We start from the raw sequence: 14,174 nt of genomic DNA, 5'->3' as shown, positions 1-14,174 counted from the left end.
ATGGCCGCGTGTGCCGCAGAGCCCGCGATCAGGCCGCCCACCAGGGCCATGGTTCAGGTCTCCGGGACGATCCACGCCTCCATGGCGTCGCTGTGCCGGCACAGCGGGTTGTGCCGCCACCGCCAGAACCGCACCTTCCTCACCGGGCGGGACGCGTCTGTGCCATGGCCAGACACCCCCTCGTCTGCCGACTCGAAGATCGCCCGTCGCCTTCTTACAGGCTTGGTCAGGGCCGCCCGGAGCGCATGGGCCGATCGGCCCCCCGTCGAGCAGGCCGGACTCATCCGCTCCAGGTCCACTCCGCGACCTCCGGCAGGTCGGTGCCGTGGGTGCGGATCCAGTCGTGGTGGCGCAGGCGTGCGTCCTCCATGCGCTGGCGCACGGCCGCCGCGCGCACCGCGAGCCCGGGCACGCGGTCGATGACGTCCATGACCAGGCGGTAGCGGTCCAGGTCGTTGCGGACGACCATGTCGAACGGCGTGGTCGTGGTGCCGGACTCCTTGTAGCCGCGCACATGCAGGTTCCGGTGGCCGGTGCGCCGGTAGGCGAGGCGGTGGATCAGCCATGGGTAGCCGTGGTAGGCGAAGATCACCGGCTTGTCCTCGGTGAACAGGCCGTCGTACTCGAAGTCGCTCATGCCGTGCGGGTGCTCCTCGCGGGGCATCAGGCGGGCCATGTCGACGACGTTGACCACGCGGACCGCGAGGTCGGGCAGGTGGCGGCGGAGCAGCTGGGCGGCGGCCAGCACCTCCTGGGTGGGTACGTCCCCGGCGCAGGCGAGGACGACGTCCGGTTCGCCTCCGTTCCCGGTGCCCGCCCACTCCCAGATGCCGGCTCCGCGGGCGCAGTGGGCGCGGGCCTGGTCCATGGACAGCCAGTCGAAGCAGGGCTGCTTGCCGGCCACGATCACGTTCACGTAGTCGCGGCTGTGCAGGGCGTGGTCCGCGACGGACAGCAGCGTGTTGGCGTCCGGCGGCAGGTACACCCGTACGACCTCGGGGCTCTTGTTGAGGACGTGGTCGACGAAGCCCGGGTCCTGGTGGGAGAAACCGTTGTGGTCCTGGCGCCACACATGCGAGGTCAGCAGGTAGTTGAGCGAGGCGATCGGTGCGCGCCACGGCAACCGCCTGGACGTCCTCAGCCACTTGATGTGCTGGTTGACCATCGAGTCGACGATGTGCACGAAGGCCTCGTAGCAGGAGAACAGTCCGTGCCGACCGGTCAGCAGATAGCCCTCCAGCCAGCCCTGACAGGTGTGCTCGGAGAGGATCTCCATCACCCGACCATGCCGGTCCAGGTGCTCGTCCACCGGCAGGTGCTCGGCCTGCCAGGCCTTTCCGCTGGCCTCGAAGACGGCCTGCAGGCGGTTGGAGGCGGTCTCGTCGGGGCCCACGACCCGGAAGTCGCGGCGGTCCGAGGTGTCCTCCATGACCTGCCGGAGGAGGTCGCCGAGGACGCGGGTGGGCTCGTGGAGGGTCGTGCCCGGCTTGTCGAGGGGGACGGCGAACCGGTCGAGGGGCGGAACCGGAAGATCGCGTACGAGCAGGCCGCCGTTGGCGTGCGGGGTGGCACCCAGGCGCCGGGGTCCCTCGGGGATGCAGGCGAGGACGTCGGCGACCGGCCGGCCCTCGCCGTCGAACAGCTCCTCGGGGCGGTACGAGCGCAGCCACGCCTCCAACTGCCTCAGGTGTTCCGGGTTTTCGCGTACGGCGGCCAGGGGGACCTGGTGGGCGCGCCAGGTCCCCTCGACCGGCACTCCGTCGACCTCGGCGGGGCCGGTCCAGCCCTTGGGGGTGCGCAGCACGATGACGGGCCCGTGCGGGCGTTGCGTGCCACCGCCTTCGCGGGCCGACCGCTGCAGCAGGGCGATGCGGTCCAGGGCGGTGTCCATCGCCTGGGCCATCGCTCGGTGCACGGCGACCGGGTCGTCGCCGCCGACGTGGATGGGCGCATGGCCGTAGCCGCGCAGCAGCTCGTCGAGCTCGTGCTCGGGCAGCCGCGCGAGCACCGTCGGGTTGGCGATCTTGTAGCCGTTGAGGTGGAGGACCGGCAGCACGGCCCCGTCGTGGACCGGGTCGAGGAACTTGTTGGAGTGCCAGGAGGCCGCCAGCGGTCCGGTCTCCGCCTCCCCGTCGCCGATCACGCAGGCGACCAGCAGGTTCGGGTTGTCCAGGGCCGCTCCGTAGGCGTGCGAGAGCGAGTAGCCCAGTTCACCGCCCTCGTGGATCGAGCCGGGGGTCTCCGGCGCCACATGGCTCGGCACGCCGCCGGGGAAGGAGAACTGGCGGAACAGACGCTCCATGCCGGCGCCGTCCCGGCCGACATCGGGATACGTCTCGCTGTAGCTGCCCTCCAGCCAGGAGTTGGCCAGCACGGACGGTCCGCCGTGACCGGGCCCCCAGATGCACAGGGCGTCCAGGCCGCGGGCCCTGACGACCCGGTTGAGATGGGTGTACACGAGGTTCAGGCCGGGCGAGGTGCCCCAGTGGCCGAGCAGCCGCGGCTTGATGTGCTGCGGATCGAGGGGTTCGCGCAGCAGTGGGTTGGCCATGAGGTAGATCTGCCCGGCGGACAGGTAGTTGGCGGCCCGCCAGTGGGCGACCAGGGTGCGCAGCTCCTCGTCGGAAAGTACGGTGGCGTCCTGATGTTCGACCATGGGCATGAGTGGCTCCGGAAGTCATCGACGTAGGTCAGCGGGCGGTGGAGGCGGCATGGCCGGCAAGAAGGCGGCGAAGCTGCCGCGCAAGACGTATGAGAAGGAACTGCTGCGCCTGCAGACGGAGTTGGTGAAGCTGCAGGAGTGGGTGCGCACCGAGGGCGCCCGCGTCGTCATCGTCTTCGAGGGGCGGGACGCGGCCGGCAAGGGCGGCACCATCAAGCGGGTCACCGAGCACCTCAACCCCCGTGTCGCCCGGATCGCGGCCCTCCCGAAGCCGACCGAGCGCCAACGCACCCAGTGGTACTTCCAGCGGTACATCGAGCATCTGCCGGCCGCCGGGGAGATCGTCCTGTTCGACCGGTCCTGGTACAACCGGGCCGGGGTCGAGCATGTGATGGGCTTCTGCACCAAGGAGGAGTACCAGCTCTTCCTGCGGCAGTGCCCGATCTTCGAGCGGATGCTGGTGGAGGCCGGGATCGTGCTGCGCAAATACTGGTTCTCGGTGAGCGACACCGAGCAGCAGGAGCGCTTCCGGCGCCGGCTGGAGGATCCGCTGCGGCGCTGGAAGCTGTCGCCGATGGACCTGGAGTCGATCACCCGCTGGGAGGCGTACTCCCGGGCCAAGGACGAGATGATGGTGCACACCGACATCACCGAGGCGCCGTGGTTCGTCGTGGAGAGCGACGACAAGCGCCGGGCACGGCTCAACATGATCGCCCATCTGCTGGACTCCCTGCCGTATCACGACGTACCGCCCCCGGTCCTTGAGCTGCCGGAGCGGCCGGAGTCGACCGGCTACCAGCGCTCGCCCCGTGACCTGCAGACGTACGTCCCCGATCACGCAGCGACCCTGTAACCCCGTCACGGCGCTCACGCCCACTGCGGTACGACGGCGACCGGGCAGGCGGAGTGGTGCAGCACCGCGTGGGTGACACGGCCGAGCTGGACTCCGAAGCGCCCCCCGCGCCGCTTGGCCCCCACGACCAGCAGGTCGGCGTCGCGCGAGAGGTTCGTCAAAACCCTGCGGGCGTGGCCCTCGACGGTGCTGCAGTGCACGTCGACGTCCGCCGGCACGTCGCGCAGCGCCCACTCCAGCGCCGACACGGCACCCTCCTCGTACTGCCGGGCGGGTTCCCCGGCCATGGCCGGATATCCGGTGGTCTCGTGCACGGGGCACCGCCAGGCCCGTACGGCCTCCAGACGGGCCCCGCGGCGGCGCACCTCGTCGACGGCGAAACGCACGGCCGGGGACTCGGCCCCCTCCGCGCCCACGCCGAGGACGACACGTCCGTGAGCGCCCGGCACCGCCTGCTTGTCGCGGCCGCCGCGCAGCACGATCACCGGGCAGTCGGCGTGCGCGGCCACGGACAGGCTGACGGAACCGAGCAGAAACTCCGCGATGCCACTGCGGCCGCGGCTGCCCACCACCACTGCCAGGGCCCGGCGCCCCTCGTCCACCAGGGCGTGCTCGGGCTCCTCGGCGAGCACCACCGGTGTCACCTTCACCTCCGGACGGCGGGCGTGCACCCGCCGGGCCGCGCTGTCGACGACGTCCTCGGAGAGCACCGCCTCGGACGGCTTCCCCAGGTCCGTGGCGAGCGCGGTGCCCTCGTAGCGCTCCCACAGCGAGGCGTACACCACCCGCAGCTCCGCCCCGCGCAGCACCGCCTCGTCGGCCGCCCAGTCGACGGCACGCAGGCTCGGCTCGGAGCCGTCCACGCCCACGACCAGCGGGAGATCCATCGTCCTCACCCTTCCGTCGCCGAGCCCGCCCGATACGGGCCCTGACCTGGTCCTGCCGGGTACCCACGATCGAACCGATCACCGAGCTGCCGTGCACGACGGCGGCCACCCGACCGGGGTTCCGCTTCCAGCATCGCTGCCCGGCGGCGGGCGTTGCAGGGGCCGCATGTCCTCGCCCGGGGCCGACCGGCCCCTGGTTCGTGCCGGGCCGCGCCCAACGTGGGGAGTGGTAGTCCGTACGCCCCAGTGGAGGCACGCCACGGCAGCGGCTGTCGCGGATCGCCCGGGAGGTGTCGTTCCCCCCAGGGCGCCCGGATCTTCGAGGAGGGCGGTCACGCCGCCCGGTTCTGGATCATCCGCACCGGCACGGTCGATCTCGACCTGCGCGTGCCCGGCCGCCGGGCGGCCGTCAACAAGGGCCTCGGGCACAACGAACTGGTCGGCCGGTCGCGGCTGTTCACCCCGTTCACCTGGCACCTCGGCGCCGAGGCGGCCTCGCCGCTGCGGGCGTACGAGTTCGACGCCACGACCGTGCGCACCATCTGCCAGGAGGACCCCGCGTTCGGACGGACCATCGCCCGATGGGTCGGCGAGGTCTTGGCCCACCGGCTGCAGGCGGCCCGGGTGCGGCTGCTGGACCTGTACGCGCCCTACGGCAGCGGGACCTCGCGGTGAGCCGAGCGATCGAGGGGAGTGCCGCCCGGCTCCGGCACGGTCGGCCGTTCGGCTCAGCCTGTCCTGTGCCCCCACTGCCGGTCGACCCGCTCCCATTCGGCGCCCCATCGCTCGGTGGCCCGCCGCTGTACGCGCAGCCGCACCAGCCGACCGCCGCCCAGAACCGTAAGTCCCGTGGCCAGTCCGACTCCGGTGCCGGCCAGCACCACACGGGTCGCCGCCTCGGTGGAACTCACCGGCTGCGACACCAGCCGGCCGCGCCCGTCCGTCCAGGCCTGCACGTGACTGCCCGGCTTCGCCGTGGGCTTCACGTCGGCCGTGCCCGTACGGACCGCTCCCTTCGCATCCCTCCAGCGCACCGTCGCGAGCATCCGGTCGTAGCGCACACCGGTGACGACGTCCCGCCCGCTGCCGGGCACGGTCTTCAAGACGACCGCGGTCACCGGCCGACGGCCCGCCCGGTCCTGGTTCACCACGTGCTCCGCCGCCTGCGCCCCGGCCATCCCGGCGGCCACGCCTCCGGCCGTCGCGGCCGTCCAGGCGGCCAGCACGATCCACGCCTCCACCACGTCGCTGTGCCGCCGCAACGGATTGCTGCGCCAACGCCACCCCATGACCTGCGTGCGTCTGCCCTTCCGCATCGGTCACACCCCCTTACGGGCGCAATGAGGACGGACACACCTAAAAGGTCTCACCACTTCGCCGTCGGCGGGAGAGGCAGTCGCGACTTCGGGCGGCGGGCGGTCGGCATGGGGTGGCGAGAAGTGGGGCCGGTCGACCCTGGTGTGTCCGGTCCCCGCACGTGGTGATCGTCGTGACGAACGTCCCGCAGCCCGTGCGTCGCACATTCGGGGAACGAGGGGCCCACATGACCGAGGCACGCAGCTTCACGGCGCAGAACCCGATCCGTGTCTTCCTGCTCGACGACCACGAAGTCGTCCGGCGCGGACTGGCCGACCTGTTGGACGCCGAGCCGGACATCTCGGTCGTCGGCGACGCCGAGAACGTCGAGCACGCGCTCGTCCGCGCGCCCGCCGTACGCCCGCACGTCGCCGTCCTGGACGTGGGCCTGCCCGACGGCGACGGCATCTCCGACTGCCGGGAGCTGCGCAGCCGTATGCCCGAGCTCGCCGTGCTGATGCTCACCTCGTGCGACGACGAGGACGCCCTCCTCGACGCCATCATGGCCGGCGCCGCCGGCTACGTCCTCAAGCAGATCAAGGGCTCCGACCTGGTCTCGGCGGTCCGCACGGTCGCCTCCGGCCAGTCCATGCCCGACCCCGCGACCACCGCCCGGCTCATGCGCTCCCTGCGCACCGAACCGGCCCGACCACCGGCCGGCGGCACCGGAGTTGGCCGGCCTGTCCGCACGTGAACGCGAGATCCTGGCACTCATCGGGGAGGGGCTCACCAACCGCGAGATCGGCAGACAGCTCTACCTGTCGGAGAAGACCGTCAAGAACCACATCTCCCGGCTCCTGGCCACGCTGGGCGTCCAGCGCCGGGTGCAGGCCGCGGTCCTCGCCACACACCTGGACCAGCCGGAGACGAGCGACCGCCCCTGCCGTTGATCACACCCTTGCATGCCCCTGCATCAGGTCCGGTGTCCTCGTGCAGGAGGCGTCCGCGGCGAGATGCGTACCGCTACTCCCCTGGCAGCGGCACGTGCCACACCAGCACGGTGCCGCCCGTGGATCCGCCGTCCACCTCCAGTGCCCCGTCCCACTGCCCGGCCCGTTCAGCCATGCTCGCAGACCGCTGCGGCGGCCGCCGGGCGGGATGCCCCCGCCGTTGTCCGTGGCCGTCAGCCGGACTTCGCTGCCGTCGGTCGCCAGGACGACATCGGCACGGTCGGCGCCGGCGTGCCGGGCGATGTTGGTCAGGGCCTCGGAGAGGACGGCCTCGACCTGGTCGGCGATTTCCTGCGGCACGTCGGTGTCCAGGAGGCCTTCCATCCGCGCGCTGGGGGCGAAGCCCAGCACCCGGGCCGCCTCGCCCACCACGCGCACCACGCGCGCCCGCAGCCCGGTCCCGGCGCCGCCCTCGCGGTCCCGCAGCCCGAAGATCGTCGACCTTATGATCTTGATGGTCCCGTCCAGGTCGTCGACGGCCCGCGCCACGCGCGCGGCGGCCTCCGGGTGGTCGATGAAGCGGCCCGCCACGGCGTGGTCGTCGTCGCGTGCCCGCACGGCGCAGGCCACCGGCTCGCAGGTCTCCTCGGTGAAGCCGAGAGCGGTGTGCACCTTCACGATGCACACCGCTCAGTGGCTTTCAGGCGAGCACGGACAGGAGGAGCGCCATTCCGAGGCCGAGCACGCTCACCAGGGTCTGCACCACGGTCTGTGTCTTCGTGGCCTGAGTGAGATCCATGCCGAAGGATTCCTTGACCAGCCAGAATCCCGCGTGGTTCACGTAGTTCAGCCCGAGGGAGCCTGCCCCGATGGCCACCACGAGCAGCGATGCCTCCAGGCCGCCTCCGCTGACCATCGGGGCGATGATGCCGGTGGCGGAGACGATGCCGACGGTGGCGGAACCGGTGGTCAGCGACAGCAGGAGCGCGATCAGCCAGCCCAGCACGATGACGTTCAGATGCGCCCCCTGGGCGGCGGAGGCGATCGCGGCGCCGATGCCGGAGTCCTGGAGAACCTGCTTGAACGCACCACCGCCACCGATGATGAGCAGGATGGCGGCGATGGACTTCAGGCTGTCCGTCAGGGATGCGCGGACCTCCTCGCCGGAGCGGCCCGTGCCCAGAGCGGTCACGCCGAGAGCGAAGAGCAGCCCGGCGAGCATCGCCACGACGGGCTCGCCCAAGAAGGTCAGCGCGGAACTCACGGTGCTCGTCCCGTCGAGCACCGTTTCGGCGAGGGTACGCAGCAGCATGAGGGCGACGGGGACGAGCACCGCGGCGATGGCCAGCCCGGTCGGTATCCCGGAACGGGACGTGACGTCCGTTTCCGACGCCGACGCGTTCGGAGCGCCGACCGTGACGCTGACAGGCGACTTCTCCCGGACGGACTGCGACGCACCCGTGAACTGCGCGACAAGAGCCGCGTCCGGGCGGACCTCGGCAACGCGCGGCGCGATCCACCGGGCGTAGACGGGGCCGGCCAGGATCACGGTGGGGACGGCGCAGACGAACCCGACGACCATGGTGAGGCCCAGGTCGGCGTGGAGACCGGTCATGGCGGTGAGCGGCCCCGGGTGCGGCGGCAGCATGCCGTGCAGGGTGGACAGCGCGGCGATGGCCGGTACGCCGAGCAGGACGTACGGGGACCCCTTCGTGCCGCCCTGGGCCTCCAGCCTGCGCGCCACGCTGAAGATCAGCGGCAGCAGCACGATCAGGCCGACCTCGAAGAACATCGGGATGCCGATCACGAACGCCGCGGCCGTGACCAGCCAGGGCAGCATGCGGGTGCTGGAGCGGTCGATCAGGGCGTGGGCGAGGGCGTCGGTGGCGCCCGAGTCGGACAGCAGGCGCCCGAGCATGGCGCCCAGGGCCAGGGTGATGCCCACGTCCCCGAGGGTGCCGCCGGCACCGTCCTCAAGGGACTCCACCAGTTTGGCGACGGGTTCACCGGCGGCGAGGCCGGTGCCGACGGCGACGACGATGAGCGCGACGAACGGATGGATGCGCAGGCGGGAGTTGATGAGGTAGATCAGGGCCGTGATCGCGATGGTGAGGATGAGCAGCAACCACCAGGTGTGCGTGGTCATGCGGGTGCCCTACTTTCTTTGCTGCTTTCGATGGACAGGTGATGGGCGCGGCGAAGTGAGCCGCGGCGCAGAGGGGTGGTGTGCGGCTGGTGTCAGGAGGGGCGGGCGGTGGCCCGGTCAGTCCAGTGCGAGATCTCTGACGAGACGGGCCACTGAGGTGTCCTGTTCGGACAGGTACGCGGCGAAGGCGTCGCCGGTGGTGAACGCGTCGGTCCAGCCATGGCGGCGGAGTTCCGCTTTCCATTGCCGGGACCGGTGCATCGTTGTCAGCGCTTCGATCCACCGCTTCCGGTCGGCGCCTTTGATGCCGGGCGGCGCCACGACTCCCCGCCAGTTGCTGAAGACCAGGTCGATGCCGGACGCCTTGAGGGTCGGCACTCCGGGCAGTGCGTCGATCGGTCGTGGGCTGGTCACCGCCAGGACCCTGAGCTGACTGGCGTCGATCTGGTCGAGGAACTCGCCGAATCCGGTGGTGGCGAAGTCGACCTTGCCGTCGAGGAGAGCGGGCAGCAGGTCGCCGCCACCGCCGCCGTAGGCGACGTAGCCGACCCGGTGCGGGCTGATACCGACTGCCTTGGCCAACTCCATGGCCAAGAGGTGGTCCGGTCCGCCGAGTGAGGATCCGCCCCCGACCTTCAAGCGCGCGGGGTTCCCTTTCCAGGCGGCGATCAGATCGTCGATCGACCGGTAGGGCGAGTCACGGCGCACGACCACCGCGCCGGCCTCCTCGACCAGCCGGGCCAGCGGAGTGGTCTCGATGACGGACGCCTTCGCGTGTGCCACGTGCGACGCACCGAGCACTCCGAGACCCATCTGCAGGACGAGCCTGCCGTTGCCCCGCTCGTTCACGATGCGCTGCAGGCCGACCGTGCCGCCTGCTCCCGGCAGGTTGAAGACCTGCACGCCGGAGTCCACGCCGGTCTCCTGCAGCACGCGGGCCACTGTCCGGGCCGTGGTGTCGTATCCGCCACCGGGGGTGTTGGGAACCATGATCCGCAGCCCGGTGTCGGCCGGTTCCCCGTCGGGCAGCACCTGGCACCCGGTGACGAGAAGCAGTGGCAGCGCGAGGAGGGCGCCGCGAAGGGCGAGCGAGCGACCTCTCATGGCACCTCTCTTCCGCAGCCTTCGCGATGGACGTCATGATTGTGCGGCCCGTGGTGCGAGCCGCCCAGTTTGTGTCAGCAGTAGAGATTGAGTTCGTTGTGGTCACCAGTTTTCGGCGTCATACCCTCGCGGGCGAGATGCTGGCGCTGCAGCTCGCCATCGTCGTGGTCGTGCTGCTGGCGGTCGCGGCGCTCTCGCTCGCCCAGTCGGAGGCCACCTTCAGCCGGGTCGAGGGCCGCCGTGTGAGTGCGCTGGCCGAGCAGTTGGCCGCCAATCCACTGGTGCGCAACCAGCTCCCGCGTCCGGCGCCGGAGGAGACGCTGGCCCCGCTGACGCATTCCACGCTGGTGCAGTCCGGGGTCACCTCCGTGACGATCGCCGACTCCTCCGGTCGCGTCGTCAGTTCGACCAACCCGACGGTCATCGGTGACCGGCTGCGGCTCGGACCGGGGGTGGCCCGTGGACGCGGCTGGTCCGGCTCGCTCACCTGGGACGGCAGCCGAGAACTGGTGGCGCAGGTGCCGGTACTCGGCGCGGCGAGCGGTGACCTGGGTCGGACCCTGGGCACCGTCATGATCGGGGAGGCGTCCCCGACGGTGTGGCAGCGGCTCAGTGGTGCGTCGTCCTATCTCCTCGCCTACCTGGGCATCGCCAGCGGGCTGGGCCTCGCCGGCTCCTGGCTACTGGCCCGACGGGTCAAACGGCAGACGCTCGGTCTGGAGCCGCGAGAGATCACCGGGCTCGCCGAACACCGTGAGGCCATGCTGTACGGGATCGCCGAGGGCGTGGTCGCCCTGGATCCTCAGCAGCACCTCACCCTGGTGAACGAGGTGGGCAGACAGCTGCTCGACCTGCCCGAGGAGTGCGTGGGCCGGACGCTGGACGAGCTCGGCATCGACGGACGTCTGCACGACGTGCTCACCGGCACCCGGCCCGAAGCGGAGCACGGACCCGACGAAGTGGTCATACGGCACGGTCGCGTGCTGGTGATGAACAGGATGACCGTCACGAAGAACGACCGCCTGCTCGGCTCGGTCACCACGCTGCGGGACCGCACCGAACTGGCCCGGCTGGAACGCGAGATCGGCTCCTTCCGCAGCACGTCCGAGCTGCTACGGGCCCAGACCCACGAGTTCGCCAACCAGCTGCACACCATCTCCGGACTCATCCAGATCGGCGAGCAGGACGAGGTCGTACGCTACGTCCGTGCACTCACCCGGCGCCGCCAGTCCCTGGACATGACCATCGGCCGCCGCATCCACGATCCCGCCGTCGCCGCCCTCCTCATGGCGAAGGACTCCCTCGCGGCCGAACGCAGGATCACCCTGAAGATCTCGGACGTCACCTCCCTCGGCCGGCTCGCCCCGGAGGACGCCGCCGACGTGGCCACCGTGGTCGGCAACCTGGTCGACAACGCCATCGACGCCGCCGCCGGAAGCGGCCCCGACGGCCGGGAGCCCTGGGTCGAGGTCGAACTCCGGCAGGACGCATCCAGCGTGGAGATCGCGGTGTGCGACTCGGGCCCGGGCGTAGCTCCCGAACTCGCCCAGGAGGTCTTCCAGCACGGTTTCACCACCAAGGCCGCCGCGGAGGGCGAGCGTGGCATCGGCCTCGCACTCACCCGGCTCGTCTGTGAACGACGGGGCGGGGAGATCAGGGTGACCAACACCGCCGAAGGCGCCCGGTTCACCGCGCGCATGTCCGTGAGCCACTCGACGGAAGCGACGGAAGCGATCGAGGAAGGGTCGACACGTTGACGGACACCTCCGGCATGATCGACGTTCTCGTCGTCGACGACGACTTCATGGTGGCCCGGGTCCACCGCACCTTCGTCGAGAGGGTGCCTCCGTTCAGGGTCGTCGGCACCGCGGGCACGGGTGAGCAGGCCATCACCGCAGTCGACGAACTGCGCCCGGATCTCGTTCTCCTCGATCTCTATCTGCCCGATGTCTTCGGCCTGGACGTCATCCCGCGGCTGCGCGCCGCCGGACACGACTGCGACATCATGGTCATCAGTGCCGCGCGTGAGGCCGACACCGTGCGCGGCGCGGTCCGCCACGGTGTCGTGGACTACCTGCTCAAACCCTTCGACTACGAGGACCTCAAGCCCCGCCTGGACCGGTACGCCGCACGGCGCGGCCGGCTTCTCACCACGGTGGTGCGCGGCCAGGCCGACATCGACCGGGCTCTGTCCGCAGGGTCTGTCCCCGCTGCCGTCGCCAGACTCCCCAAGGGCCTGAGCGTGGAGACCGCCGCCCTCGTCGAGCGCACGCTCCGCGATACGGACGGCACCCTGTCGGCCGCCGAATGCGCGGCCGCCACCGGCATCTCCCGTGTCAGCGCCCGCCGTTACCTGGAGCACTTCCACACCACGGGCACGGCGGATGTCTCCCTGCGTTACGGCGCCGCCGGCCGGCCCGAGCGGCGCTATGGCTGGCGGGGGTGAGAGAGGGGTGCTGCCGAGCGTACGTTCACGCGGGCATCGGCTTCGAGCTGGTCCCTGATCAGGTGGCAGGCCGAGGAGCGCGACGAGCGGGGCCCCGAGCTGTTGATCGAGATGTCTGACGTCTCAACCACGCTGCTCCGGGGGCCTCGTTGGTCATCTGTCCTGCCCGACTCGATTGTGCCTCGTGCACTCGTGGACCGCCCACGCCTGCACCAGCCAGGTCATCGACCAGCGTCAGCCCGGAGCCCGCCGCCCGGGGCGGTCCTGGGCCTCGCCCGCACGCCTGACGCACTTACTGAACGGCAGCAGATCGTCCAGGTGTGCAGTCCGCGATCGACAACGGGCCGCCTCGGCATCGATCTCCACCCCGTCCAACGCCCGCACGGCGCCCACGGGTTCACGATCACCCCGAGACTGTGGACCATCGAGCGCAGCGACACACCCGCACCGCTGCGAAGCCGTGATCCACCTCGCCATGATCGACCTCAGGGCCCGCAGGCTCACCGGCGAGGTCACCCTGAACCGGCGCGGAACCTGACCCGGAACCACGATCACACTCGGTCAACCGCCCACCTTGGCCTTCGGTCAACCGTTCGGTTGAACTGCGCTTACCACTCCAGCCCGCCCCTCGCTCCGCGCGGAGGACGCGGGCGCCTGCCGGTGGCGAGCAGGATGCGTACGTCACCCCCCAGCAGAGAGGTCTCCGCAACATGGCCAGCTTCCTCAGCAGACGACGTGTCCTCGCCACCGGCGCCGCCGCAGGTGCCGCCATCGGGATCGGCGCGCTGGGCGCCGGCCCCGCGCGGGCCACCACCGGGTCCGAGGAGACCAGGACCCTCGACGAGCTCTACCAGGCCGCGCTCGCCGAGGGCGGCAAGCTCGTCATCTACGCCGGTGGGGACACCCCGACCCAGCAGGACTTCACCAAGGCGGCGTTCCTCGAGCGCTTCCCGGACATCGACCTGACCCTGGTCGTGGACTACAGCAAGTACCACGACGTCCGCGTCGACAACCAGCTCGCCACCGGCACCCTCGTCCCCGACGTCGTGCAGCTCCAGACCCTCCAGGACTTCACGCGCTGGGAGCGGCAGGGCCATCTGCTGCGGTACAAGCCGGCCGGGTTCTCCAAGGTGTACGACAAGTTCAAGGACCCGCACGGCGCCTGGGTCGCCATCGGAGCGATCGCCTTCAGCTTCATGTACAGCCCGTCCGCGGTCGGCTCGGACGCCCCGCGGACCCCGCTGGACCTGGTCGACCCGAAGTGGAAGGGGAAGATCGCCTCCTCCTACCCGCACGACGACGACGCGGTCCTCTACCTCTACTCGCTCTACGTCCAGAAGTACGGCTGGGAGTGGGCGGCCAAGCTCGCCGCACAGGACGTGCGCTTCGCGCGGGGCAGCAACTCCCCCGGCGACGCGGTCCGGGCCGGCACCCATGCGATCGGCGTCGGCGGCTCGGGCGCCCCGCTCTCCACCGGGCCCGTGAAGTGGGTCGTCCCGGACAGCGCCCCGTTCATGGCCTGGGGCCAGCGCGCCGCGATCCTGAAGCAGGCCGCGAACAGGACCGCCGCCAAGCTGTACCTCAACTGGCAGCTGTCCCTCCCCACGCAGCAGGGGTCCTTCAACGGCTGGTCCGTACGCACCGACGTCACTCCCCCGGCGGGCCTGAAGGCGCTCTGGGAGTACCCCGAGGCGCACCTCGACGGCTTCCCCCGCTTCATGGCCGACCGCGCCGCGGTCGAGCGCTGGAAGCAGACCTTCGCCCTGTACTTCGGCGAGGTGAAGGGCGACCCCACGCCCGGCTGGCTGGGGCTGCACCCGGGCGCGTAGC

At 70.9% G+C, this 14,174-nt stretch carries 9 protein-coding genes and 3 pseudogenes; 6 read left to right on the top strand and 6 right to left on the bottom strand.

Annotated elements, in window-relative coordinates:
- Positions 1–280: 280 nt before the first annotated feature.
- Complete coding sequence (locus ACIBW9_RS11320) at positions 281–2,662, bottom strand: phosphoketolase (RefSeq protein WP_398953575.1); 2,382 nt, start codon at positions 2,660–2,662, stop codon at positions 281–283.
- Positions 2,663–2,711: 49 nt separating this feature from the next.
- On the opposite strand from ACIBW9_RS11320, the gene ppk2 reads away from it, so the two are divergent.
- Positions 2,712–3,515: a polyphosphate kinase 2 gene (gene ppk2, locus ACIBW9_RS11315; RefSeq protein WP_398953573.1), complete on the top strand. Its 804-nt coding sequence runs from the start codon at positions 2,712–2,714 to the stop codon at positions 3,513–3,515.
- Between the two features lie 14 nt (positions 3,516–3,529).
- On the opposite strand, the gene ACIBW9_RS11310 is transcribed toward ppk2, so the two are convergent.
- Complete coding sequence (locus ACIBW9_RS11310; RefSeq protein WP_398953571.1) at positions 3,530–4,402, bottom strand: universal stress protein; 873 nt, start codon at positions 4,400–4,402, stop codon at positions 3,530–3,532.
- Between the two features lie 269 nt (positions 4,403–4,671).
- Here ACIBW9_RS11310 and ACIBW9_RS11305 point away from each other — a divergent pair.
- A pseudogene (locus ACIBW9_RS11305) lies at positions 4,672–5,077 on the top strand (Crp/Fnr family transcriptional regulator).
- A 53-nt stretch (positions 5,078–5,130) separates the two neighbouring features.
- Here the strand turns inward: ACIBW9_RS11305 and ACIBW9_RS11300 are convergent.
- A complete protein-coding gene (locus ACIBW9_RS11300; RefSeq protein ID WP_398953570.1) occupies positions 5,131–5,718 on the bottom strand; it encodes a hypothetical protein in 588 nt (195 codons plus the stop codon).
- Positions 5,719–5,945: 227 nt separating this feature from the next.
- Here ACIBW9_RS11300 and ACIBW9_RS11295 point away from each other — a divergent pair.
- A pseudogene (locus ACIBW9_RS11295) lies at positions 5,946–6,648 on the top strand (response regulator).
- A 73-nt stretch (positions 6,649–6,721) separates the two neighbouring features.
- Here the strand turns inward: ACIBW9_RS11295 and ACIBW9_RS11290 are convergent.
- From ACIBW9_RS11290 to ACIBW9_RS11280, 3 genes and pseudogenes are all read right to left on the bottom strand, one after another.
- Positions 6,722–7,236, bottom strand: a pseudogene (locus tag ACIBW9_RS11290) (sensor histidine kinase); the annotation flags it as partial.
- Between the two features lie 112 nt (positions 7,237–7,348).
- On the bottom strand, positions 7,349–8,794 hold the full coding sequence (locus ACIBW9_RS11285) for a GntP family permease (RefSeq protein WP_398953568.1): 1,446 nt from the start codon (positions 8,792–8,794) through the stop codon (positions 7,349–7,351).
- A gap of 117 nt (positions 8,795–8,911) precedes the next feature.
- On the bottom strand, positions 8,912–9,898 hold the full coding sequence (locus ACIBW9_RS11280) for a tripartite tricarboxylate transporter substrate binding protein (protein ID WP_398953566.1): 987 nt from the start codon (positions 9,896–9,898) through the stop codon (positions 8,912–8,914).
- 98 nt (positions 9,899–9,996) lie between these two features.
- On the opposite strand from ACIBW9_RS11280, the gene ACIBW9_RS11275 reads away from it, so the two are divergent.
- The 3 genes from ACIBW9_RS11275 (at position 9,997) to ACIBW9_RS11265 (ending at position 14,173) form a co-directional block, all read left to right on the top strand.
- Entirely contained in the window at positions 9,997–11,655 is a 1,659-nt protein-coding gene (locus ACIBW9_RS11275) for an ATP-binding protein (RefSeq protein WP_398953564.1), read from the top strand.
- A 14-nt stretch (positions 11,656–11,669) separates the two neighbouring features.
- Entirely contained in the window at positions 11,670–12,344 is a 675-nt protein-coding gene (locus ACIBW9_RS11270) for a response regulator (protein WP_398953992.1), read from the top strand.
- Between the two features lie 710 nt (positions 12,345–13,054).
- On the top strand, positions 13,055–14,173 hold the full coding sequence (locus ACIBW9_RS11265; RefSeq protein WP_398953563.1) for an ABC transporter substrate-binding protein: 1,119 nt from the start codon (positions 13,055–13,057) through the stop codon (positions 14,171–14,173).
- Position 14,174 lies beyond the last annotated feature (1 nt).

Source organism: Streptomyces sp. NPDC049541 (assembly GCF_044465725.1).
Classification (GTDB): Bacteria; Actinomycetota; Actinomycetes; order Streptomycetales; family Streptomycetaceae; genus Streptomyces.
Note: the sequence above shows the minus strand (reverse complement) of the source record. Positions and strands in the feature narration are given on the sequence as shown.

What these genes read in the sequence shown, in the direction of transcription:
- ACIBW9_RS11310 (WP_398953571.1), bottom strand. Translation starts at nt 4,402, where the DNA reads ATGGATCTCCCGCTGGTCGTGGGCGTGGACGGCTCCGAGCCGAGCCTG.
- ACIBW9_RS11300 (WP_398953570.1), bottom strand. Translation starts at nt 5,718, where the DNA reads ATGCGGAAGGGCAGACGCACGCAGGTCATGGGGTGGCGTTGGCGCAGC.
- ACIBW9_RS11270 (WP_398953992.1), top strand. Translation starts at nt 11,670, where the DNA reads ATGATCGACGTTCTCGTCGTCGACGACGACTTCATGGTGGCCCGGGTC.
- ppk2 (WP_398953573.1), top strand. Translation starts at nt 2,712, where the DNA reads ATGGCCGGCAAGAAGGCGGCGAAGCTGCCGCGCAAGACGTATGAGAAG.
- ACIBW9_RS11285 (WP_398953568.1), bottom strand. Translation starts at nt 8,794, where the DNA reads ATGACCACGCACACCTGGTGGTTGCTGCTCATCCTCACCATCGCGATC.
- ACIBW9_RS11280 (WP_398953566.1), bottom strand. Translation starts at nt 9,898, where the DNA reads ATGAGAGGTCGCTCGCTCGCCCTTCGCGGCGCCCTCCTCGCGCTGCCA.
- ACIBW9_RS11320 (WP_398953575.1), bottom strand. Translation starts at nt 2,662, where the DNA reads ATGCCCATGGTCGAACATCAGGACGCCACCGTACTTTCCGACGAGGAG.
- ACIBW9_RS11265 (WP_398953563.1), top strand. Translation starts at nt 13,055, where the DNA reads ATGGCCAGCTTCCTCAGCAGACGACGTGTCCTCGCCACCGGCGCCGCC.